Raw genomic sequence first — 21,818 nt, 5'->3', positions numbered from 1 at the left:
AACATGAGCACTCGGCGCTCACAATTCATGGCCTCCAGGCCGATTTGATTCACGAAGCCAACGTCGTCGATTGGTTTGCACTGCGCAACGCCTGCCGGCGAGATTGCCATAGCCGCAGGTAGCGCAGGCTGGGTCTTTCGATCCAGAAAGTGAAGGCGCTCGCCAGCGCCAGCACGCCGGCGAGGACGATGAAAAATGAAATGCGACTGTCGACACCCAGCGCATGCAGCTTGAAAAGCGCCACGTATCCGACGTTGCGATGCACCAGATAGAGCGAGTAGGAAATGGCGCCGAGCCACAAGGTGGGTGCGGCAACGAGCAGACGCAATTTGCCGCTCAGTGCCAAGCCCATCAGCACGAACACCACCGCAGCGACCACGCCGATTTCGGTACCCCCGGTGTTCCATGCGGTGAGCACGCACAGCGCGAGGACACCCAGCCCGGGCATCGGCGTCTTCCAGGCGGATTTCCGCAGCAGGTGGAAAACCATGCCGCCCACGAAGTAGGGCGCGTAGACCAGCACGCCGGCAAGCGTCTTGATCACCGGGAACTGCACTGCCGGGACGTCGATGACCAACGGCCATAGGTTGGCCACGAACAGCCACAGCACGGTCACGGCCACCGCATGACGGATCGCGCCCGTGACCATGAGCAGCGCCATCAAACCGTAGAAGGTCATTTCGACCGCGAGACTCCAGAACACGATGTCGATGTCTCCCTCGCCAACGAAAGCCTGCAGCATCGTCGCATTCCAAAAGTAGGCCCTGAGCCAGGGGTGCTGGTGGGCGATCAGGACCTCATAAGCCATCCATGCCGCCAAGGTCGCCCAATACACGGGATAGAGCCTGCTGAAACGCAGGGCCAGAAACTCCCGGGCGTTTCGGCATTTCTCCACCGTCATGAAGATGAAAAAACCCGAGATCACGAAGAACATCTGCACGCCATAGTGACCGAGCTGGAAATCGAATGGGAAATCCGTCATGTAGCGATGCAGGTGCCCGGTAAAGTGAAAAACCACCACGGCCAACGCCGCCAGACCGCGGAGCACGTCGATCTCCCCAAGCCGCGTACTCGCCGTCTGCCCTGTCGAGTTGCTCATCGCTCGATTCCTTTTTTAGTAGCAGCGCTCTGGAACGCTTTCATTGACGCCTCGAAGCAAGTTACGCTTACGCGTTGCGTCGCTCGCACCATCGTACTTGGACTCCAGGCATCAACATGATCACCAGCAAAATCTCGCGTGTTTGCATCTACGGCGCCGGCGCCATCGGCGGCTGGATCGGCGCGCGGCTGGCCGCCATCGGCCAGGACGTCAGCGTGGTGGCCCGCGGCGCGACCCTGCAGGCCCTGCAACAGCATGGCCTGCGCCTGGAGGCAGACGGCGCGACGACCTCGGCAGCCGTGCAGGCCACTACCGACCCCGCCACGCTCGGCGTGCAGGACCTGGTCGTCGTCGCCGTGAAGGCGCCGGCGCTGCAGGACGTGGCGCGCCGGATCGGGCCGCTGATCGGCCCGCACACCATCGTGCTCACCGCGATGAACGGCGTGCCGTGGTGGTTCCTGCAGGGTTTCGGCGGCGCATTCGAAGGCCGGCCGCTGCAGGCCGTGGACGCCACCGGCGACATCGCGCGTGCGATCCCGGCCGCCAATGTCATCGGCTGCGTGGTCCATGCGAGTTGCGCGCTCAACGGCCCCGGCTTCGTGCGCCACCACTTCGGCAACAAGCTGATCCTCGGTGAACCCTCGGGCGAATACACGCCACGGGTGCAGGCCCTGGCCGCGCTGCTCGCACAGGCCGGCTTCGAGGCGCCGGTGTCGGAGCAGATTCAAAAGGACACCTGGTTCAAGCTCTGGGGCAACATGACGGTGAACCCGATCAGCGCCTTCACCGGCGCCACCACCGACCTGATCATGGACGACGACCTGGTGCGCGGCTTCGTCTCGCAGGTGATGCTCGAGGCCAAGGAGATCGGCGCGCGCCTGGGCATCGCCATCGACCAGCAACCCGAGGACCGCCATGCCGTGACGCGCAAGCTCGGCGCATTCAAGACCTCGATGCTGCAGGACGTGGAAGCCGGCAGGCCGGTCGAGCTCGACGCGCTGGTCACGGTGGTGCGCGAACTCGGCGCGATGACCGGTGTGGCCACGCCGTTCACCGATGCCCTGCTCGGGCTGGCGCGGCTGCATGCGCGCAGGCACGGGCTGTATTGAGCCCGGCCGCCCGGAACGCTAGTCCACCACCACCGGCACCCGCGGTGCCAGGCCGCACATCAGCTCGTAGCCCACGGTGCCCGCCATGCGGGCCACCTCGTCGATCGGCATCAGCGCGCCGTTGGCCGCCCGGCCCCACAAGGTGACTTCGCTGCCGAAGCCCGCGTCCGGCACCGGCGTGAGGTCCACGGCCAGCATGTCCATGCTGACGCGGCCGACCGTCTGCGTGCGCACGCCGTCGACCAGCACCGGTGTGCCGGTGGGGCAGATGCGCGGATAACCGTCAGCATAACCGCAGGCCGCCACGCCGATACGCATCGGCCGCTCGGCGACGAAGTGGCAGCCGTAGCCCACGGCCGCGCCGGCATCGAGTTCCTGCACGCCGATGAGCTTGGCGGCCAGCGTCATCGCCGGCTGCAAGCCCCACTGCTCGGCCGTGTACTCGGGAAAATCGGGCGCGCTGCCGTAGACCACGATGCCGGGGCGCACCCAGTCGGCCGCCACCTGGGCGGCGAGATCGGGCCGCTGCAGCGGCCCGCCGACGGTGTGGCGCAGCGTGGCGGCGCTGTTGGCCACCGTGCGTTCGCCAGGCAGGTCGGCCGTGACGGCATTGAACACCGCCATCTGTTCGGCCACGCCGCGCCGGCCGTCGGAATCGGCGAAATGCGTCATCAGCGAAATCTCGTCGACCTGCGGCAGGGCGTTGAGCCGGGTCCAGGCGGCGCGGTAACGCTGCGGCGTGAAGCCCAGGCGGTTCATGCCCGAATTCATCTTCAGGAACACCCGGTGCGGCACCTGCGTCTTGTGCGTGGCCAGCATGTCGATCTGCTCGTCGCAATGCACGGTGTGCCACAGGCCGAGCCGCGAGCACAGCTCGAGGTCGCGTTGCTCGAACACGCCTTCGAGCAGCAGGATCGGGCCGCGCCAGCCGAGTGCGCGCACACGTTCGGCCTCGTTCAGGTCGAGCAGCGCAAAACCGTCGGCGCCGCGCAGGCCTTCGAACGCCCGTTCGATGCCGTGGCCGTAGGCGTTGGCCTTGACCACCGCCCAGACGCGGGCCTCGGGTGCGGCCGCGCGTGCGCGGGCCAGGTTGTGACGCAAGGCTTCGGTGTGGATGGTGGCCTGGATCGGACGTGGCATGGCAAAAAACCTGATGTTGGATCAGGCCATTGGGCCGGTTGCCGGCCCAGGGACCTAGGAGTTGCGGGGCTTTCAGGGATTTTGGCATTGGCCCGCGTGATATAACCCGCTCTCCTAAGAGAGATGTCTTAAATCACCCTGCATCAGCCCCACTGATGCCGCCCACAGCATTTAATGAAGCGCGGTTTTTTCACCATCATGTCGGCGCAGTTTTTCAGCTCGCTGGCAGACAATGCATTGTTCGTGGGTGCCGTGCAGTTGTTGCGTACCAGTGGTGCGCCGGAATGGCAGCAGGCCGCGCTGGTGCCGATGTTCGCGCTTTTCTACGTGATCCTGGCACCGTTCGTGGGTGCGTTCGCCGACGCCATGCCCAAGGGCAAGGTCATGCTGTTCAGCAACGGCATCAAGGTGCTGGGCTGCCTGATGATGCTGTTCGGCTCGCATCCGCTGATCTCCTACGCGGTGGTGGGCCTGGGCGCAGCCGCCTATTCGCCGGCCAAGTACGGCATCCTCACCGAGTTGTTGCCGGCCTCGCAGCTGGTCAAGGCCAATGGCTGGATCGAGGGCCTGACGATCGGCTCCATCATCCTGGGCGTGCTGCTGGGCGGCCAGCTGATCGGCGCGGCAGTGTCCAAGCACCTGCTGGCCATCGACATCCCGCTCATCGACACCGGTGTCGACACCCCGGCCGAGGCCGCGATCTCGGTGCTGATCCTGGTCTACGCGCTGGCCGCCTGGTTCAACACCCGCATTCCGCACACCGGGGTGGAGATGCGGCCCATGCCCAAGAACACCATCGCGCTGCTGCCCGACTTCTGGCGTTGCAACAGCCGGCTGTGGCGCGACAAGCTGGGCCAGATCTCCCTGGCCACGACCACGCTGTTCTGGGGCGTGAGCGGCAACCTCAAGTACATCGTGCTGGCCTGGAGCGCGGCCGCGCTGGGCTACAGCACGACGCAAGCGTCCAGCCTGGTGGGCGTGGTGGCCATCGGCACGGCGGTGGGTGCGGTGGTGGCGTCGATGCGCATGAAGCTGGACACCGCCACCAAGGTGATTCCGCTGGGCATCGCCATGGGCGTGCTGGTGATCCTGCTGAACTTCATCCACAACGTGTGGATCGCCGCGCCCTTCCTGATTCTGCTCGGCGGCCTGGGCGGCTTCCTGGTGGTACCGATGAACGCGCTGCTGCAGCACCGCGGCCACAACCTGATGGGCGCGGGCCGCTCGATCGCGGTGCAGAACTTCAACGAGCAGGCCTGCATCCTGGGCCTGGGCGCGTTCTACACCCTGTCCACCGGCATGGGCCTGTCGGCCTTTGGCGCGATCACCGTGTTCGGCCTGGTGGTGGCCGGGTTCATGTGGCTGATCCGCCGCTGGCACCAGCGCAATTGCGTGAACTACCGCGAAGAGGTGGATCACCTGCTGTTCATCGCGCGCAACGACAACCTGCATTGAGTTTTTGGAGTCCAATGGGCGCATGACCTCTTCCATCTACGACTTCGAAGCGCTCGGCATCGACGGCCAGCCGGTGCCGCTTTCCCGGTTCAAGGGCCAGGCCCTGCTCATCGTGAACACCGCGAGCGCCTGCGGTTTCACACCGCAGTTCGCGGGGTTGGAAGAACTGCACAAGGCCTACGGCCCGCAAGGCCTGGTGGTGCTGGGCTTCCCGTGCAACCAGTTCGGCGCGCAGGACCCGGGCGCCAACGCCGAGATCGCCAGCTTCTGCCAGCTCAACTACGGTGTCGATTTCCCGATGATGGCCAAGATCGACGTGAACGGCGCCAACGCCCATCCGCTCTACCAATGGCTGACCAAGGAGGCGCCTGGTTTGCTCGGCACCAAGGCGATCAAGTGGAACTTCACCAAGTTCCTCGTGGGCAAGGACGGCCAGGTCATCCAGCGTTTTGCGCCGACGGACACGCCCAAGAGCCTGCGCAAGGACATCGAGGCCGCACTCGCGGCCTGAGCCGAGGATGGATAACTAAATCGGCCTCTGGCGCAATCCATCTCTGCGCAGGTAGCTATATTTTAAATAGCAATTCTAGCCAGCGCTATTTCCGTTATTGCCCCGTGCCGCCTTGGCGGCCAGTTCCCCTTTGACCTTGCGCAGCATGTCGGCCAGGGTCTTGCCGGCTTCGTCGCGGAAAGACGCGTCCAGCACCTGCCATTGCCGGATGCGGTCGATCCGGAAACTGCGGAAATCCTGCCGCGTTTCGCACCAGGCCGACAGCGTCCAGATCTTGCCCCAGTAGAAGCAGCCCAGGGGGCGCACCACGCGCTGGCTCGGAAGGTCGGCCAGGTCCAGATAGCCGAGCCGCAGCTTGCGCCGGGCCTGCGCGGCCTCGCGCACCGCCTGCAGCAGGTTCTGCTCCGCTGGTGTCAGGCCGCCCACTTCCTGCGCATACAGCGCCAGGCTTTCCGCCGAGGCCCGCGCCGTCGGCGGCAGCACCGAGAGGATCTTGCCCAGCGCGCCCTCCACCTCGCCCGCCAGCCCCGCGTCGAGCCAGGCCTGCGCCACCCGTGCGGCGGCCACCAGCGCGTTGGCCTCGCCCTGGGTGAACATCAGCGGCGGCAGTTCGAAGCCCCGGCCCAGCCGGTAACCCACGCCGGCCTCGCCCTCGATGGGCACGCCCTGGTGCTGCAACTGGCCCACGTCGCGGTACACGGTGCGTTCCGACACCTCGAGCCGCGCCGCCAGGAAAGCCGCCGTGGTCAGGCGCCGGCCACGGATCAGCTGGACGATCTGGAACAGGCGGTCGGCGCGGCGCATGGGCAGTCACTATTTCGACGAATAGAGCAGGTGGATACTGCGTGAGAAGCTATCAAAAACAGAGTGCATCGAGCGGCGCCGCCATCGCTTGCGCGATGAGCCGCATGTCCGGACCACTCACTTCGAACAGGCCGAAGCGGAACTTATAACCCCAACGGCTGCGGTCCTCCACGAATTCGAAGGCATCCAGCAGCGGCGCGATCGGCGCCTCGCGGGCCGGCACGTAGGCCACATCGCGCCGGTAGGGCACGAAGCCGCCGCCCATGTCGACCGTGTACGGCGCGCCCGGCTGCACCAAGCCGATGGCGACGAAGCTCTGCAGCCTGTCCTTGCCGCCCATGGTCAGCGCCGGCGCGTAGTAGGCCACGCGGTCGCCCGGCGCCACCTTGCGCAGCGGTGCAGCCTTGCCGTGGCAGACCTGCATGAAGCCCGAAGGCTGCGCCGCGCAGCCGCGCCGCGCGTGTTCGGCGCTGGCCACGGCGATCCAGTTACGCGGCGGCATGCAGGCCCACCCGGTTGCCCTCGAGGTCCTGGATGTGGGCGAAGCAACCCATGCCCGGCGGCAGCGCCGTCTTCGCCTTGAGCAACATGCCGCCGGCCTGCCGGCAACGCGTGATGGCCGCATCGATGCTGTCGCCGCAATCCAGGTACACCAGGCTGCCCTCGGTGCTGGAGGCCAAGGTATCGTGCCCGCTCATCAGGCAACCCTTGGTGCCGTGTTCGGTGGCGGGAAAAATCGCCAGAGGGTACACCTTGTCGCCCATCGGGAACTGCTGGCGCAGGAGTGTCTTGCGCAGCACGGTTTCATAGAAATTCTGCGCACGGTCGAGGTCGCGCACGGGAATCTCGAACCAGCTGATGGCGTGTGGGTTGGACATGATGGAGGGACCTTTCGAACAAGTTGTGAAGGCCTCCATGGTGGGCGGGGGCTGCTGACAACGTGGTGTCAGCAGGCTGTCACGCTGCGGCCAGCGCCGCGTCGAGCACCTCCACCCAATGCCTCACCGGCGTGGCCGTGCCGCTCTGCAGATGCGTGATGCAGCCGATGTTGGCGCTGATGATGGTCTCGGGCTGGTCGGTGCCGAACGACTGCGCGAGGTGGCCGAGCTTGCGGTCGCGCAACTGCGTGGCAATGCCGGGGTTCAGCACCGAATAAGTGCCGGCCGAGCCGCAGCACAGGTGTGCTTCGTTCACACAGGTGCGCACGTCGAAGCCGAGCGCGCGCAGGTGGGTTTCCACGCCGCCGCGCAGTTGCTGGCCGTGCTGCAGGGTGCAGGGCGGATGGAACGCGAGTTTCTCGCCCGCGTGCGCGGGCCGCGCCTGCAGCGCCGCGGTGAGCGCGGGCAGCATCGTCGGCAGCAACTCGCTGAGATCGCGCGTGAGGGCGCTGATGCGAGCGGCCTTTGCGGCGTAGGCCGGGTCGTCGGCCAGCAGATGGCCGTATTCCTTGACGGTGACACCGCAGCCCGAGGCGTTCATCACGATGGCTTCGACCTGTTCGACGAATGGCCACCAGGCATCGATGTTGGCGCGCATCTGCGCCTTGCCGCCTTCCTGGTCGTTGAGGTGGAACTTCACGGCCCCGCAGCAGCCGGCCTCGGCCGCCACCAGGGTCTGGATGCCGGCCGCGTCGAGCACGCGCGCGGTGGCGCCGTTGATGTTGGGCATCATCGAAGGCTGCACGCAGCCCGTCAGCATCAAGACCTGGCGCGCGTGGCTGGCGCTGGGCCAGACGCCGGCGCTCTGCGGTGCCGGCACCTTGGCCTTGAGCTTGCCCGGCAACACGCCACGCACGGCCTGGCCCAGTTTCATGGCCGGCCCGAACATCGGCGAGTTCAGCCCCTCCTTCAGCGCCCAGCGCATGGCGCGCTCGCTGGCGGGGCGCGGCACCTTGGCGTCCACGATCTTGCGGCCGATGTCGACCAGGTGGCCATAGTCCACGCCGCTCGGACAGGTGCTTTCGCAGTTGCGGCAGGTGAGGCAGCGGTCGAGGTGCAGCTGCGTGCTGCGCGTGGGCTCGGCGCCTTCGAGCACCTGTTTCATCAGGTAGATGCGGCCACGCGGGCCGTCGAGCTCGTCGCCGAGCAGCTGGTAGGTCGGGCAGGTGGCGGTGCAGAAGCCGCAATGCACGCACTTGCGCAGGATGGCCTCGGCGGCCAGACCGTCGGGGGTGTTCTCGAATTCCGGGGAGAGCTTGGTCTGCATCGTGCGGTTTCTCAGGCGGGCGGTGACGCGGGTTTGCGGCCGCGGCGCAGGCGTTGCCCCAGCGCGACCAGGCGCGCGCGCAGGTACAGCGAACGCCGCAGGTCATGCCGCACGGTGGGCAGGGACAGCGCCAGCAGCAACGCAGCCAGCGGCACGACCCACAGGAATCCGACGTACTTGAAGCCGGCCGCGCCGAACAGGCCACCGGCGATGAACATGCCGATCAATCCGCCGTGCAGCGTCATGCGGCTGCGGTTGGAGCGCACCTGCGCCTCAGGCGGCGTGCCGTTGCGGTTCCAGTACAGCAGCTTGCCGAGTTCCATGCCGAGGTCCGTCAGGTTGCCGGTCATGTGGGTGGTGCGGATGCGCCCGGCGGAAACCTTGCTGCCCACCGCGTTCTGCAGGCCCATGATGAAGGACAGCAGCAGCACCGTCAGCGGCACGGCAAAGGGTGTGTCCCAGGTGAGCGTGATCGCCCCCATCAGGCCGAACGGCAGCAGCAGCGCGGCTTCCAGCAGCAGCGGCAGGGCGTAGGCGCTGCGCAGCCGGTGCACGCGCGCCCAGTTGACGATGATGGCGGTGGTGGCGGCACCCGCGGTGAAGGCCAGCAGCGCGCCCAGCGCGCCGAGCAGCAGGGTGACGTTGCCCAGCACCAGGCTGTCGGCCACCTGCGAGGCGAAACCCGACATGTGCGAGGTGTACATGTGCACCACCAGCAGGCCGCCCGCATTGATGGCGCCGGCATTGAAGGCCAGCAGCAATCCGAGCAGCCGGGTGGTCGAGGCTGTGCGGTGGCGGTCGGCAACGTGGAGCAGGCGGCGCACGGTGTGGATGGGTCAGAACTGCGGGTACAGCCGGCCAGGGTTGAAGATGCCGGCCGGATCGAACTGCTGTTTCAGGCGGAGATGGATGCCGTCCAGCGGCGACAACAGTGCATCGAAACGCGCCTCATCGGCCACCGCTTCTGTGGCGTCAGCTCTGAAAAGAGTAGCACTTCCGCCGACTTGCCGGGCCGTCGCGCGGATGCGGGCTTCGTCGCCGGGCGCCGCCTTGAGCCAGCGCTGCCCGCCGTGCCATTCGACCAGGGTCGGGCCGGGCAGATCGAGCACCGGCGCGGTCTGTGGCACGGAAAGCCGCCACAACTGGCTTTCGGCGGGCGTTGTCGATCGGAACCAGGGCAACCGATGGTTGCGCAGCGCCTGCCAGGCGAAGCCGTCTTCGCCTGCCAAAGCGGCGGGTGCGAGCAGCTCCCCGCCCAGGCGCGTGCAGGCCGCTTCCACCGCGGCCACGGCGCCGCGCAGCCGCAGGAACAGCACGCCCTCGCCCGCCGGCGCTTCCATCCAGCAGCTCGCGTTCAGCGGCAGCGGCTGGCCGCCCCAGGCGTGCAGCAGGCGCAAGGCTTCGGCCTGGCCGCAGGCGAAGCGCAGCGTGGCCTCGGCCGGCGGCACCGGCAGCACCTTGAGGTGCACTTCGGTGATCAGGCCGAGCGTGCCGAGCGAGCCGGCCATGAGCCGCGACACGTCGTAGCCCGCCACGTTCTTCATGACCGTGCCGCCGAAGCTCAACAGCTCGGCGCGGCCATTGATCAGCGTCACGCCTAGCATGTAGTCGCGCACCGCGCCGACGCTGGCCCGGGCCGGGCCGCTGAGGCCGGCAGCGACCATGCCGCCCACCGTGGCACCTTCGGCGAAATGCGGCGGCTCGAACGGCAGGCACTGGCCTTTCGCGGCCAGCACGGCCTCGAGTTCGGAAAGCGGCGTGCCGGCACGTGCCGACACCACCAGTTCGCTCGGCTCGTAGCTGGTGATGCCGGAGAACACCGTGGTGTCGACGATCTCGCCCCGCAGCGCCTGGCCGTAGAAATCCTTGCTGCCGCCACCGCGAAAACGCAGCGGCGTGGCCGTGGCCGCCGCATCGGCGATGCGCGTGATCAGGCTTTGCAGTGCGGCGTCCATGCCGGTCATGGTAACTGTTGGTATCCGCTGCGGCGCTGGAGCGGCTTGTGAATTTTTTGCAGGCGCGGCGTGCAATTCTTGCGCGGCTTCACAACAGGTCAGTCCTGGAAGAAGTTGACCGGCAGGCCCGGCACATCCACGTCCATGGCGAACACGCAGCCCGATCCCGGCAGGGCCGCGAGTTCGGCCGCCGGGCGCTTGTGGCGCGCGGTGGTGAGGTAGAGCGTGCGTAGTTCCGGCCCGCCCAGGCAGGGCATGGTCGGGCATTGCGCCGGGGTTTCGATTTCGGCGAGGAGGCGGCCGTCGGGTGCGAATTTGCAGACGCGCCGGCCTTCGAACATGGCGGCGTAGTAGTTGCCTTCGGCGTCCACGGTGGCGCCGTCGGGTCGGCCGCCATAACCCCCGTTGTCCGGCAGGCCCGGCGTCCAGCCCGCCGGTTTGCCGGCGAACTGCTGGAACACTCGATGCCGCGTCAGCGTGTTGGTGTCGGCCGCCCAGTCCCAGGCGTGGATGACGTGGTGCGGCGTATCCGACCAATACACCGTGTCGCCACGCGGCGACCAGGCCAGGCCGTTGGCCGTGATGGCGTCGCCGGCCTGCAGCTTCACCTCCGGCGCGCGGCCGCCGCGGCCATCGACGGAATACAACTTCGCCTCGTTGGCGCTGCGCGGCTCGAAGATGGTGCCGGCCCAGAAGCGGCCCAGCGGATCGCATTTGCCGTCGTTGAAACGCGTGGTGGCCGGGTCGTAGTCAAAAGTCGCGATGCGCGTGAGCGCGCCGCCCCATTCGTGTGCGCGGTACACCCCGTCGCGCAGGGCCACGACCAGCCCGCCGCGCGCCGCGGGGGCGATGCAGCCCGGCTCCTGCGGCACGGCCCAGCGCTCGACCAAGCCGCTGCCGGGCTGGGTGCGCAGGATCAGCTTCGCCTCCAGGTCCACCCAGTAGAGCCGCTGCTCCGCCGGATGCCAGAAGGGGGACTCGCCGAGTTCGTTGGGTTCGGCCACCACGGTGCGCCAGCGATCCGTCATACGGCCTCCACGCTGATGCTCATGGTGGCGGTCTTGGTTTCGCCGGGCTGCAGCACGCTCACGCCGAGTGCCGCGGCGTTGTAGCGGCCGGCGGCCATCAGGTTCAGCGCGTTGTTGACGTGGCTCACCGGCTCGATGGCGACGAAGTTCTTGCCGGCGTTGGTGAACACCACCAGATGGTCGAGGTTGGAGCCGATGCGGATGCGCAGCCTTTCGTCGGTGAGCTGCACCACGCCGTTCCAGCCGTCGAAGCAATGGTCCACGTCGATGGCGGCGCAGTCGGCGTCGATGCCTGTGCTGGCCTCGCGGTGCGTGGGCAACATGTCGGCGCCGTTTTCCCAGCGGCCGGCGGCGGTGAAGGCGATATGCGCCTCGCCGCGTTTCGCGAAATAGGGATGCCAGCCCAGCCCGATCGGCGCTTCGGTGGCGGATCGGTTGGTGGCGCTCAAGGTGATCTCCAGCGCGTGGCCGGTAATGCGCAGGCTTTGGGAGGTGTCGAAGGCGAACGGCCAGGCCGCGTCGGGCCGGTGCTCGAAGCCGATCAGCGCCGAGGTGGCGTCGCACTCGAGCACTTCCCATGCGCGCTGCCAGCCATGGCCGTGGATGGCATGCGGCTCGGGGCCGTTGTTCTGCACCAGCGGATGGCTCGTGCCCTGCCAGAGCAGGTGGGCCTGCGCGATGCGGTTGGAAAACGGCACCATCGCGTAGCTGCCGCCAAGCCGCGCGGTGGCCACGGTGTGGGCCGGTGCGGAGCGCAGCACCGGCACGTCGCCGAACCAAAGGCCGGTGATGCAGCCGCCGAGTTCGGGCCTGAGTTCGCAGCGCAGCGCGCCGCTTTGCAGGACGAGGGGAGAAGTCATGGGAATGTCTCTAGAGGTCGCGAAATTGTTTCGCGCCATTGTGCGCCGACTGACATCGACCAAAGACAAAAGCCCGCGGGAACCGGAGCTCCTGCGGGCTTTTCGAGACAGGAGCCGGAAGCGCCCTGCGCTCCCGGTTGCCTCCAGCTTATCTGTTGTAGGCGGTTTCGCCGTGGGACGTGATGTCCAGGCCTTCGCGTTCGTCTTCTTCGCTGACACGCAGACCGATGGTCATGTCGACGATCTTGTAGGCGATGATGGAAACCACACCCGACCAGACGATGGTCAGCAGCACGGCCTTGGCCTGGATCCACACTTGCGAAGCGATGGAGTAGTCGGCAGCGGTGACACCGGTGGCCGTGACCCAGTCGGCCACGAAGCCGGGGCCGCCCAGGGAAGGCGAGTTGAACACGCCGGTCAGCAGCGCACCGACGATACCGCCGACACCATGCACACCGAACACGTCGAGCGAGTCGTCCGCGCCGAGGATCTTCTTCAGGCCGGTCACACCCCAGAGGCAGGCGAAGCCGGCGATGAAGCCGATGATCAGGCCGCCGCCGATGCCGACGTTGCCGGCAGCCGGCGTGATGGCGACCAGGCCGGCCACGGCGCCGGAAGCGGCACCCAGCATCGAAGCCTTGCCCTTGTGCAGCGCTTCACCGATGGACCAGGCCAGCACCGCGGCCGCCGTGGCGCCCAGGGTGTTGATGAAGGCCAGGGCGGCGAAGCCGTTGGCTTCGAGTGCGGAGCCGGCGTTGAAGCCGAACCAGCCCACCCACAGCAGCGAGGCACCGACCATGGTCAGCGTCAGGCTGTGCGGCGCCATGGCTTCCTTGCCGTAGCCGATGCGCTTGCCGACCATGAAGGCACCGACCAGACCGGCGACGGCGGCGTTGATGTGCACCACGGTGCCGCCGGCGAAGTCCAGCGCGCCCCATTGCCAGATCTGGCCGGCCTTGCCGTTCATCGCGTCGACCACTTCCTTGCCGGTGTAGGCGTCAGGGCCCATCCAGAACCAGACCATGTGGGCCATCGGCGCGTAGCTGAAGGTGAACCAGATGACCATGAACAGCAGCACGGCGGAGAACTTGATGCGTTCGGCGAAGGCACCGACGATCAGCGTACAGGTGATGCCGGCGAACGTGGCCTGGAAGGCGGCGAACACGATTTCCGGAATCACGACGCCCTTGCTGAAGGTCGCGCCGTTGGCGAACGTGCCCGCGGCGTTGTCCCAGATGCCCTTCATGAACAATCTGTCAAAGCCCCCGATATAGGCATTGCCCTCGGTGAATGCGAGGCTGTAGCCGTAGATGAACCACAGCACCACGATCAGCGAGAACGTGACCATGACCTGCATCAGCACGGACAGCATGTTCTTGCTGCGCACCAAGCCGCCATAGAACAGGGCCAGGCCGGGCACGGTCATCAGGATGACCAGCAGGGTGGAAACCAACATCCAGGCGGTGTCGCCCTTGTTCGGAACGGGAGCGGGCGCAGCGGCGGCGGAAGCCGCATCAGCCGGTGCGGCAGCAGCAGGCGCCGCGGCGGCGGGAGCGGCGGCAGCCGGCGCCGGTGCGGCGACGGAAGCCGCAGCGGCCGGCTCGGACGCGGTGGCGGCCGGCGCCTGGGCCATGGACATCGTGCCGCCGGCCAGCAAACTCAGGCCAAGCACAAAAGAAGCAAGCAGTTTTTTCATTTCGAAGTTTCTTTCTTTTTGCGAATGCGGCTTACAGCGCCTCTTTGCCGGTCTCGCCGGTGCGGATGCGGACAACCTGCTCCAGGTTGTAGACGAAGATCTTCCCGTCGCCGATCTTGCCGGTGCGGGCCGCGCCTTCGACGGCCTCGATCACGCGGTCGACCAGTTCCTCGGAGACGGCCGCCTCGATCTTGACCTTGGGCAGGAAGTCGACCACGTACTCGGCGCCGCGGTACAACTCCGTATGGCCCTTCTGGCGGCCGAAGCCTTTGACTTCGGTCACGGTGATGCCCTGCACACCGATGCCGGACAGGGCTTCACGCACCTCGTCAAGCTTGAACGGTTTGATGATGGCCGTTACGAGTTTCATATTGCATTCTCCAGTGGAAGATTCAGGAATTGCCGCAGACGCGGCCAACGGAGACCGCCCCGACAGCGCAAGCCAAGGTGTTGTCGGGCGCAGGTGCCGGCTGTGCGGAAACACGGCCGGACGCTGCGGGATCCACAAGAACCAAGGTCTTGGGGGCTGTCAGTTTCATGGTTCGCTCCAAATGTAAAAAAAGGAATGACGCGTCGTCATAAGCACGGAGCGTGCCAAATTCCCCAAGGCCAGGGTGCACGCGGCACCCGCGTAGCGCGTTAAACCCAGACACCCATGGTGGTATTGGCACCATGGTGGTGCGAACAAACTGATGCATTGTTTTACTTTGCGCGCATGCACCGAATGAGGGAGGAATGAACGAATGAGCTTATCTTTGGTGCAAAGCCGCGCTTTGCTGGGGTTGGAAGCGCCGGCTGTCACCGTTGAGGTGCATCTCGTCAACGGTTTGCCGAGCTTCACCCTCGTCGGTCTCGCCGATGTGGAGGTCAAGGAGGCCCGCGAACGCGTGCGGTCGGCCATCCAGAATGCCGGGCTAGCGTTTCCGCACAACAAGCGCATCACGGTCAACCTGGCCCCGGCCGATCTGCCGAAGGACTCGGGCCGCTTCGACCTGCCGATCGCCCTGGGCATTCTTGCAGCCAGCGGACAGATCGACGGCAGCCGCCTTGCCGGCTACGAGTTCGCGGGCGAACTTTCGCTTTCGGGTGCGCTGCGACCGGTGCGCGGCGCCCTCGCGGTGAGCCTGGCGCTGCAGGCGCAGCAGGTGCGCACGCGTCTGGTGCTGCCGCCGGCCAGTGCGGAGGAGGCCGCACTGGTGCCCGATGCCGAGGTGTACCGCGCGCGGCATCTGCTGGACGTGGTGCGCCACTTTCTGCCGGAACCCGCAACGGCAACGGCCGAAGACAGCCACCTTGACGCCGATGGCTGGGCACGGTTGGCACCGCGCGTGCTGCCGCCCACCGCGCCCTACGCCGACCTGTCCGACGTGAAGGGCCAGGCCGCTGCCAAGCGTGCGTTGGAGATCGCCGCGGCCGGAGGCCACAGCCTGCTGATGGTCGGTCCGCCCGGTTCCGGCAAATCCATGCTGGCCCAGCGTTTCGCCGGGCTGCTGCCGCCAATGACCGTGGAGGAAGCCCTGCAAAGTGCCGCCGTGGCCAGCATCGGGGGGCGTTTCGTGCTCGAACGCTGGGCCACCCGGCCCACCTGCACACCGCACCACACGGCCAGCGCCGTGGCGCTGGTCGGTGGCGGCTCGCCGCCGCGCCCGGGGGAAATTTCGCTGGCGCACCACGGCGTGCTGTTCCTCGACGAACTGCCCGAGTTTCCACGCTCGGCGCTCGAGGCCCTGCGCGAACCGCTGGAGACCGGCCGCATCACCATTGCGCGTGCGGCGCGGCGAGCGGAATTTCCGGCCCGGTTCCAGATGATCGCGGCCATGAACCCTTGCCCTTGCGGCTACCTCGGCTCCAGGCAGACCGCCTGCCGCTGTTCTCCCGATCAGGTGCTGCGTTATCAGAGCAAACTCAGCGGGCCGCTGATCGACCGGATCGATCTCCACGTGGAGGTGCCGGCGCTCGCACCGCAGGAGCTGATCCATGCGCCGCCCGGCGAATCGACCGATGCCATCCGCACACGCAGCAGCGCGGCGCGCACACGGGCCATCGCACGCCAGGGCAAATCCAACCAGGCGCTGGAGGGGCAGGAGATCGATGCGCAATTGCGGCTGGACGCGGGGGCGGCGAAGTTCCTCAACACCGCGGCCGCGCGATTGGGCTGGTCGGCGCGCAGCATCCACCGTGCGCTCAAGGTGGCGCGCACCATTGCCGATCTGGCCGGGGCGGAGAACACCGAAACGGCCCACGTGGCCGAAGCCGTGCAATACCGGCGGGCATTGCGCCCGCAGGCTTGACGCCGAGCGCGTCAGTGCAGTGCGAGCAGTTCGCTATTGGTTTCGAAATCGGCCTGGGAAGACACCACCGGCAAACCGGCTGCGTAGGCGACGTCGAGCTGTTTCTCGATCGCGTGCCAGATCGGTCGAAACAGCGTGCGCAAGCCGGGGTAGATTTCGGCCACGCGCATCACCGACGGCACCCGGATGCCATGGAAGTCGATGGGTTCGCCGATCGGGGTGATGTTCACGCCGAATTTGGCGAAATGCTTGGACAGGCGCGGCTCGGTCAGGACGAACAGGTATTCGATGTCCTGGCGCTGCGCCATCAGCACGGCCGCGCTGTACAGGCTCAGGGGGATGTTCGGGAAACGGTGCACACCGACGCCGCCGAAGTCCTGCTCGTTCAGGCTCGCGTCGGCCGAGAGCTTCTCACCCTTGCGCCGCCGAAAATCCGCCATCACGGCGAGGCGAGACACCTCGGCGATGCGGTGGCGCGGCAGCTTGGCCGGGTCAATGATGCTGCGGTCCAGCGTGTCGCGGCAGGCGATCTCGAAAGGCAGCGGCGCATGCGGTGCGTCGGGGTCCGGCATGACGATGCGGGCACAACCCACGAGGTGATCGGCGTCGTCGGCGGTCTTGACGATGCAGTGCAAGGAATGGCGGTCGTAGGCGTCTGTCTCTTTTTCGTCAGCACGAAGCGGTTCGAATCCGAATTCCCGTGCGTAAACCTCGTGGCGAATGTGAAACACCTCGTTACGAAGTTGATCGCACAAAGCCGGGGCAATCTTGAAATAGCGATTGAACCGATCCCCGGGCTGCGTGTGATGTTGTTGTGGCATTGGAGTTCCCTCGGACTGTGTGCCATTGCAGTAGACACCGCTTGTATGACATCTTTAAAACTACAATGCTACGGGCATTCGTCCTACGATGAGGTCACAAAATGTCAGTAAACGTGACTAGTACCCTTTGATTTCAGGGCAGACTCTGGTATAGCGGGCTGTCATCATATTGACGCAAATCGGCGTTTCCAAAAGGCGGAAAAGGCCGCAGCCGCTCGGCCTTTTTTGACCATGATCTGCTATTAAATCAGTAGCTGCTTCTGCAGACTGCGCTTGCGGAATGGACGATTTTCGTATTTCCCTGGCTGGATTGCCACCCGAGTAGGGGCAGCGGTGGCACGGTCGGCGGACTGGCGACACAACTCATTACCTGCACCGGCGTTTATTACGTCTCGGGGTCGCCGTCAGCCCGGCGCACCGCGGTCGAGCGCGGCGTCCGCAATGCAACGCGCGCAACAGGCGGAAAACAGCAGGATGGCGGAGGAGAAATAGATCCACATCAGCATCACCACCAGCGAGCCGGCGGCACCGTAGGCCGACACGGCCGCCGCGCCCGACAGGTACGCCGCGAGCAGGTGCTTGCCCAGCGTGAACAGCAGGGCGCCGACCATCGCCCCCATCACCAGGAAGCGCAGCGACGGTTTGCGGCCCACGCTCATGCGCATCAGCGCCACGAACAGGCCGGTGCAGAAGGCAAAAGACACCAGTTCGTTGAGCACGAAAAACACGGCCTCGAGCAGCCATCGGCTGCCGGCCCATCCCGAGACGAAGTTCAGCGCCGCCGAAATCACCAGCGACACCAGCAGCAGGAAGCCGAAAGCCAGGATGTAGGCGATGCCGCGCAGGCGCAGCGAGGCACTGCGCCACCACTTCGGCTTGACGGGATTGGGCACGCCGTGCTGCCAGAGCATTTCGAAGGCGTTCTGCAGTTCGGCAAACACCCCGGTGGCGCCAGACAACAACAGCACGAACGCCACCACCGATGCCAGGGCGCCCTCGGCGGGCCGCTTGGCGCTGTCGAGCGCCTGCTGGACGAGCTGCGCCCCCTGCACGCCGATCAACTCGCGGATCTGCTGGATCAGGTTGTGTTCGATGATGCTTTTGTCCACCCACCATCCGACCACGGCCACCACCAGCACCAGCAGCGGCGCGAGACTCAGGATGCCGTAGAAGGACATGGCGGCGCTCATGCGCAGGCCGTCGGCCTCGAGCCAGAGTTCGACGGCGCGATGCACGGTGCGCACGGGCGCGGTCAGCGTGGAAAGAAGTCTTGGCAAGGACAGGCGCATGGCCACATCCTAAGGCGCCGCGCCGCCGCGCGTGAAACGCCAACCCCGGTCAAGCGGGGATCAGGCGCTGGCGACGCGCAGAACGCCGTGCTCCAGCATCACCGGGGTGCCCACCGCCAGGCGCTTTTCCACACGTACCGTCTGGGCGCGACCATCCTCCATGCGCACCCTGACTTCGAACACGGTCTTCTTGCCGGACGCCTGGACATGCGGCATCGACGCGACGGCTTCCACCCTGCCGCAGACGGCGCAGGTCGGCGTGGCCGCGGCCTGGGGTGCCGCGGCTTGCGCCGCAGGGCCCACACCCAGCGGAGAACTTGCGGCCCAGTCCCGGTCCAGCGCATAGCCCGGGGAAGCCACGTGCTCCTCGCTGCCTGTGTAGACGAGGGAAACGCCAAGCGAGGCGGCGGCCAGCAGCCACACGCCTGCCTTCATCCACGGCGAGGAGAACAAGCCTGGCGCGGGCACGGGCGCCCGGTGGGAAGATTCGACAGAAGAAGGGTGCGGCGAAGTCCGCATCTCGGCACGTAACATGAGGTTCCTCAGAGTCAAAGACCCTGACGCAATTTAGAGGCCAGAAGGAAAGGTAAATCCGCACAGCGGTACCGTGGCGCCTTTTTTGTAAGCCAGGGTAAACCCGAAGTGGGTGACGGCGCGTCTCGGAAAATGCCATCCAGAGCGGATGGAGAGCTCAACTCATCCGCGGTCACCCCAGCACCGGCGCCAACAGCCGCCGCAGTTCGCCCTCGGCCATGCCGCGTCGGCGCGCCAGATCCTGCAACTGGTCTTCGCCGATGCGGCCTACATTGAAATACACACTTTCCGGCTGGCCGATGAAAAAGCCACTGACGCTGGCCGCGGGCCACATGGCCAGGCTCTCGGTCAGGCTCATGCCGATCTCCTCGCACTGCAGCAGATCGAACATGGCCGGCTTGACGCTGTGGTCGGGGCAGGCCGGATAACCGGGCGCGGGCCGGATGCCCTGGTATTTCTCGCCGATGAGTTCCTCGATGCTGAGCGACTCGCGCGGCGCATAGCCCCACAGGTCGGTGCGCACGCGGTGGTGCAGGCATTCGGCGAAGGCTTCGGCCAGCCGGTCGGCAATCGCCTTGAGCATGATCGACGAATAGTCGTCCAGGTCTTCCTGGAAGGCCTTTTCCTTTTTCTCGGCGCCGATGCCGGCCGTGACCGCGAATACGCCCGCGTAGTCGGCGATGCCGCTGGAAGCGGGTGCCACGAAGTCGGCCAGGCAGCGGCTCGGGCGCATGACGCCATCCACCGCCTGCTTTTCCGCCTGCTGGCGCAGGCCGTGCCAGGTCAGCGCGATCTCGCTGCGCGACTCGTCGGTGTAGAACGCGATGTCGTCGTCGTTGACCGTGTTCGCGGGGTACAGGCCGACGACACCGTTGGCGGTGAGCCAGCGGCCTTCGATGGCGCGCTTGAGCATGCGCTGGCCATCGGCGTAGACACGCACCGCCTCGGTACCGACAACCTCGTCCTTCAGGATGGCGGGAAAAGGCCCGGCCAGGTCCCAGGTCTGGAAGAACGGGCCCCAGTCGATGTATTTGGCGAGTTCGGTCAGGTCGAAATTCTTGAACACGCGCCGGCCCAGAAACTTCGGTTTGGTGGGCTGGTAGGCGCCCCAGTCCACCGGCGTCTTGTTGGCGCGGATCTTGGCCAGCGGCCACAGCGGCACCTGCTTCTTGTTGGCGTGCTGGATGCGCACCTTCTCATAGTCGGCGTTGAGCTCGTCGATGTATGCGGCCGCCTGGTCGGACAGCAGGCTCTGCGCCACGCCCACGCTGCGCGAGGCGTCGGGCACGTAGACGACGGGGCCCTCGTAATGCGGCGCGATCTTCACCGCGGTGTGCACGCGGCTGGTGGTGGCGCCGCCGATCATCAGCGGAATCTTCTTGATGCGGAAGTGGTCGTCCTTCTGCATCTCGCCGGCCACGTACTGCATCTCTTCCAGGCTCGGCGTGATCAGGCCACTCAGCCCCACGATGTCCGCGCCCTCCACCTTGGCCTTGGCCAGGATCTCGTGGCAGGGCACCATCACGCCCATGTTCACCACCTCGAAGTTGTTGCACTGGAGCACGACGGTGACGATGTTCTTGCCGATGTCGTGCACGTCGCCTTTCACCGTGGCGATGATGATCTTGCCCTTGGTGCGCACGTCGCGGCCGGCGGCCTCGTCCTGGCGCTTTTCCTCCTCGATGTAGGGGATCAGGTGCGCCACGGCCGACTTCATCACCCGCGCTGACTTCACCACCTGCGGCAGGAACATCTTGCCCTGGCCGAACAGGTCGCCCACGATGTTCATGCCGGCCATGAGCGGGCCTTCGATCACGTGCAGCGGCCGGCCGCCCTTGGCGAGGATGGCCTGGTAGGCCTCTTCGGTATCGGGCACGATGAAGTCGGTGATGCCGTGCACCATGGCATGGGCGAGCCGGTCTTCCACGCTCACCGGCGCCTCGGGCGTGCCGCGCCAGTCGTTCTTCTTGCTCTCGTCCTTGGCGCCGCTCTTGGCGGTTTCGGCCACCTCGACCAGGCGCTCGCCGGCATCGGGCCGGCGGTTCAGCACCACGTCTTCCACGCGTTCGCGCAGCACCGGCTCGAGCGCGTCGTACACGCCGACCATGCCGGCGTTGACGATGCCCATGTCCATGCCGGCCTGGATCGCGTGGTACAGGAACACGGTGTGGATGGCCTCGCGCACCGGGTCGTTGCCGCGGAACGAGAAGCTCACGTTGGAGACCCCACCCGACACCTTCGCGCCCGGCAGGTTCTGCTTGATCCAGCGCGTGGCCTCGATGAAATCGACGGCGTAGTTGTTGTGCTCCTCGATGCCGGTGGCCACGGCGAAGATGTTCGGGTCGAAGATGATGTCCTCGGGCGGAAAGCCCACCTCGTCCACCAGCACGCGGTAGGCGCGCTCGCAGATCTCGATCTTGCGCGCGAAGGTATCGGCCTGGCCCTTTTCGTCGAAGGCCATGACCACGGCCGCCGCGCCATAGCGCCGCACCAGCCGGGCCTCGTGCTTGAACTTCTCGATACCTTCCTTCATGGAGATCGAGTTGACGATGCCCTTGCCCTGGATACAGCGCAGGCCGGCCTCGATCACCTCCCACTTCGAGCTGTCGACCATGATCGGCACGCGCGCGATATCGGGCTCGGAGGCGATCAGGTTCAGGAAGCGCACCATGGCCGCCTTGCTGTCGAGCATGGCCTCGTCCATGTTGATGTCGATCACCTGCGCGCCGTTCTCCACCTGCTGGCGCGCCACCGACAGGGCCTGGTCGAACTCGCCGTTCAGGATCATGCGGGCGAAGGCCTTGGAGCCGGTGACGTTGGTGCGCTCGCCGATGTTGACGAACAGCGCGCCTTCGCCGATGGAGACGGGCTCCAGGCCGGACAGCTTCAAGGGAGGAACGGAAATTTCGGGCATGCGGCTCACCTGTGGGTCGAGGAATCAGGCGAGCGTCGTTGGTGTTCCCAAGCCTGACGGCACCCATCCGGGTGGGCCGCTGCAACGCTCCTTGGGAGCCCGGATTT

General features: G+C 66.3%; 20 protein-coding genes and 1 riboswitch. Of the genes, 4 read left to right on the top strand and 16 right to left on the bottom strand.

The features are described 5' to 3' along the window. Window positions 1-49: 49 nt before the first annotated feature. The gene (locus tag RD110_RS00985) at window positions 50-1,099 is read right to left on the bottom strand and encodes an acyltransferase family protein (RefSeq protein ID WP_076195850.1); all 1,050 of its coding nucleotides are present in this window, start codon (window positions 1,097-1,099) and stop codon (window positions 50-52) included. Window positions 1,100-1,215: 116 nt separating this feature from the next. Here RD110_RS00985 and RD110_RS00980 point away from each other — a divergent pair, with 116 nt between their 5' ends. After that, on the top strand, window positions 1,216-2,208 hold the full coding sequence (locus tag RD110_RS00980) for a 2-dehydropantoate 2-reductase (protein ID WP_076195848.1): 993 nt from the start codon (window positions 1,216-1,218) through the stop codon (window positions 2,206-2,208). Window positions 2,209-2,226: 18 nt separating this feature from the next. Here RD110_RS00980 and alr read toward each other — a convergent pair whose 3' ends face one another. Further along, window positions 2,227-3,348 carry an alanine racemase gene (gene alr, locus RD110_RS00975; protein ID WP_076195846.1) on the bottom strand — a complete coding sequence of 374 codons (1,122 nt, stop codon included), beginning with the start codon at window positions 3,346-3,348 and terminating at the stop codon, window positions 2,227-2,229. A gap of 174 nt (window positions 3,349-3,522) precedes the next feature. On the opposite strand from alr, the gene lplT reads away from it, so the two are divergent. After that, entirely contained in the window at window positions 3,523-4,803 is a 1,281-nt protein-coding gene (gene lplT / locus RD110_RS00970) for a lysophospholipid transporter LplT (protein ID WP_076195844.1), read from the top strand. 22 nt (window positions 4,804-4,825) lie between these two features. Continuing rightward, the gene (locus tag RD110_RS00965) at window positions 4,826-5,314 is read left to right on the top strand and encodes a glutathione peroxidase (protein WP_076195842.1); all 489 of its coding nucleotides are present in this window, start codon (window positions 4,826-4,828) and stop codon (window positions 5,312-5,314) included. A 75-nt stretch (window positions 5,315-5,389) separates the two neighbouring features. On the opposite strand, the gene RD110_RS00960 is transcribed toward RD110_RS00965, so the two are convergent. The 10 genes from RD110_RS00960 to glnK all read right to left on the bottom strand — a co-directional run bounded on the left by RD110_RS00960 (window position 5,390) and on the right by glnK (window position 14,232). Beyond that, window positions 5,390-6,118 (bottom strand): helix-turn-helix transcriptional regulator, encoded by a 729-nt coding sequence (locus tag RD110_RS00960; protein WP_076195841.1) that lies wholly within the window; start codon window positions 6,116-6,118, stop codon window positions 5,390-5,392. A gap of 52 nt (window positions 6,119-6,170) precedes the next feature. Beyond that, window positions 6,171-6,620, bottom strand: coding sequence for an EVE domain-containing protein (locus tag RD110_RS00955; RefSeq protein WP_076195839.1), 450 nt, complete (start codon window positions 6,618-6,620; stop codon window positions 6,171-6,173). Continuing rightward, window positions 6,607-6,996, bottom strand: a complete 390-nt coding sequence (locus tag RD110_RS00950; protein ID WP_076195837.1) for a VOC family protein — start codon at window positions 6,994-6,996, stop codon at window positions 6,607-6,609. The genes RD110_RS00955 and RD110_RS00950 overlap by 14 nt, the downstream gene beginning before the upstream one ends. A gap of 79 nt (window positions 6,997-7,075) precedes the next feature. Beyond that, window positions 7,076-8,323, bottom strand: a complete 1,248-nt coding sequence (glcF, locus tag RD110_RS00945) for a glycolate oxidase subunit GlcF (RefSeq protein WP_076195835.1) — start codon at window positions 8,321-8,323, stop codon at window positions 7,076-7,078. A gap of 11 nt (window positions 8,324-8,334) precedes the next feature. Then, window positions 8,335-9,147: a YoaK family protein gene (locus RD110_RS00940; RefSeq protein ID WP_076195833.1), complete on the bottom strand. Its 813-nt coding sequence runs from the start codon at window positions 9,145-9,147 to the stop codon at window positions 8,335-8,337. A 12-nt stretch (window positions 9,148-9,159) separates the two neighbouring features. After that, window positions 9,160-10,287, bottom strand: a complete 1,128-nt coding sequence (gene glcE / locus RD110_RS00935; protein WP_076195831.1) for a glycolate oxidase subunit GlcE — start codon at window positions 10,285-10,287, stop codon at window positions 9,160-9,162. An 89-nt stretch (window positions 10,288-10,376) separates the two neighbouring features. Beyond that, window positions 10,377-11,306 (bottom strand): SMP-30/gluconolactonase/LRE family protein, encoded by a 930-nt coding sequence (locus RD110_RS00930; protein ID WP_076195829.1) that lies wholly within the window; start codon window positions 11,304-11,306, stop codon window positions 10,377-10,379. After that, window positions 11,303-12,166: an aldose 1-epimerase gene (locus tag RD110_RS00925; RefSeq protein ID WP_076195827.1), complete on the bottom strand. Its 864-nt coding sequence runs from the start codon at window positions 12,164-12,166 to the stop codon at window positions 11,303-11,305. The genes RD110_RS00930 and RD110_RS00925 overlap by 4 nt, the downstream gene beginning before the upstream one ends. Before the next feature lie 148 nt (window positions 12,167-12,314). Then, on the bottom strand, window positions 12,315-13,862 hold the full coding sequence (locus RD110_RS00920; protein ID WP_076195825.1) for an ammonium transporter: 1,548 nt from the start codon (window positions 13,860-13,862) through the stop codon (window positions 12,315-12,317). A 31-nt stretch (window positions 13,863-13,893) separates the two neighbouring features. Then, the gene (gene glnK / locus RD110_RS00915; protein ID WP_076195823.1) at window positions 13,894-14,232 is read right to left on the bottom strand and encodes a P-II family nitrogen regulator; all 339 of its coding nucleotides are present in this window, start codon (window positions 14,230-14,232) and stop codon (window positions 13,894-13,896) included. A 373-nt stretch (window positions 14,233-14,605) separates the two neighbouring features. Here glnK and RD110_RS00910 point away from each other — a divergent pair, with 373 nt between their 5' ends. Continuing rightward, the gene (locus tag RD110_RS00910; RefSeq protein WP_076195821.1) at window positions 14,606-16,153 is read left to right on the top strand and encodes a YifB family Mg chelatase-like AAA ATPase; all 1,548 of its coding nucleotides are present in this window, start codon (window positions 14,606-14,608) and stop codon (window positions 16,151-16,153) included. Window positions 16,154-16,164: 11 nt separating this feature from the next. Here the strand turns inward: RD110_RS00910 and RD110_RS00905 are convergent, their stop codons facing one another. From RD110_RS00905 to metH, 4 genes are all read right to left on the bottom strand, one after another. Then, window positions 16,165-16,974 carry a PEP-CTERM/exosortase system-associated acyltransferase gene (locus RD110_RS00905; RefSeq protein ID WP_076195819.1) on the bottom strand — a complete coding sequence of 270 codons (810 nt, stop codon included), beginning with the start codon at window positions 16,972-16,974 and terminating at the stop codon, window positions 16,165-16,167. Window positions 16,975-17,378: 404 nt separating this feature from the next. Next, complete coding sequence (locus tag RD110_RS00900) at window positions 17,379-18,263, bottom strand: YihY/virulence factor BrkB family protein (RefSeq protein ID WP_076195817.1); 885 nt, start codon at window positions 18,261-18,263, stop codon at window positions 17,379-17,381. Window positions 18,264-18,323: 60 nt separating this feature from the next. Further along, window positions 18,324-18,797 carry a hypothetical protein gene (locus RD110_RS00895; protein WP_162277342.1) on the bottom strand — a complete coding sequence of 158 codons (474 nt, stop codon included), beginning with the start codon at window positions 18,795-18,797 and terminating at the stop codon, window positions 18,324-18,326. A gap of 172 nt (window positions 18,798-18,969) precedes the next feature. Next, complete coding sequence (gene metH, locus RD110_RS00890; protein ID WP_076195813.1) at window positions 18,970-21,711, bottom strand: methionine synthase; 2,742 nt, start codon at window positions 21,709-21,711, stop codon at window positions 18,970-18,972. A gap of 23 nt (window positions 21,712-21,734) precedes the next feature. Beyond that, window positions 21,735-21,809, bottom strand: a riboswitch (S-adenosyl-L-homocysteine riboswitch). Window positions 21,810-21,818: the final 9 nt, after the last annotated feature.

This window comes from Rhodoferax koreense, from assembly GCF_001955695.1.
GTDB classification, from domain to species: domain Bacteria; phylum Pseudomonadota; class Gammaproteobacteria; order Burkholderiales; family Burkholderiaceae_C; genus Rhodoferax_B; species Rhodoferax_B koreensis.
Note: the sequence above shows the minus strand (reverse complement) of the source record. Positions and strands in the feature narration are given on the sequence as shown.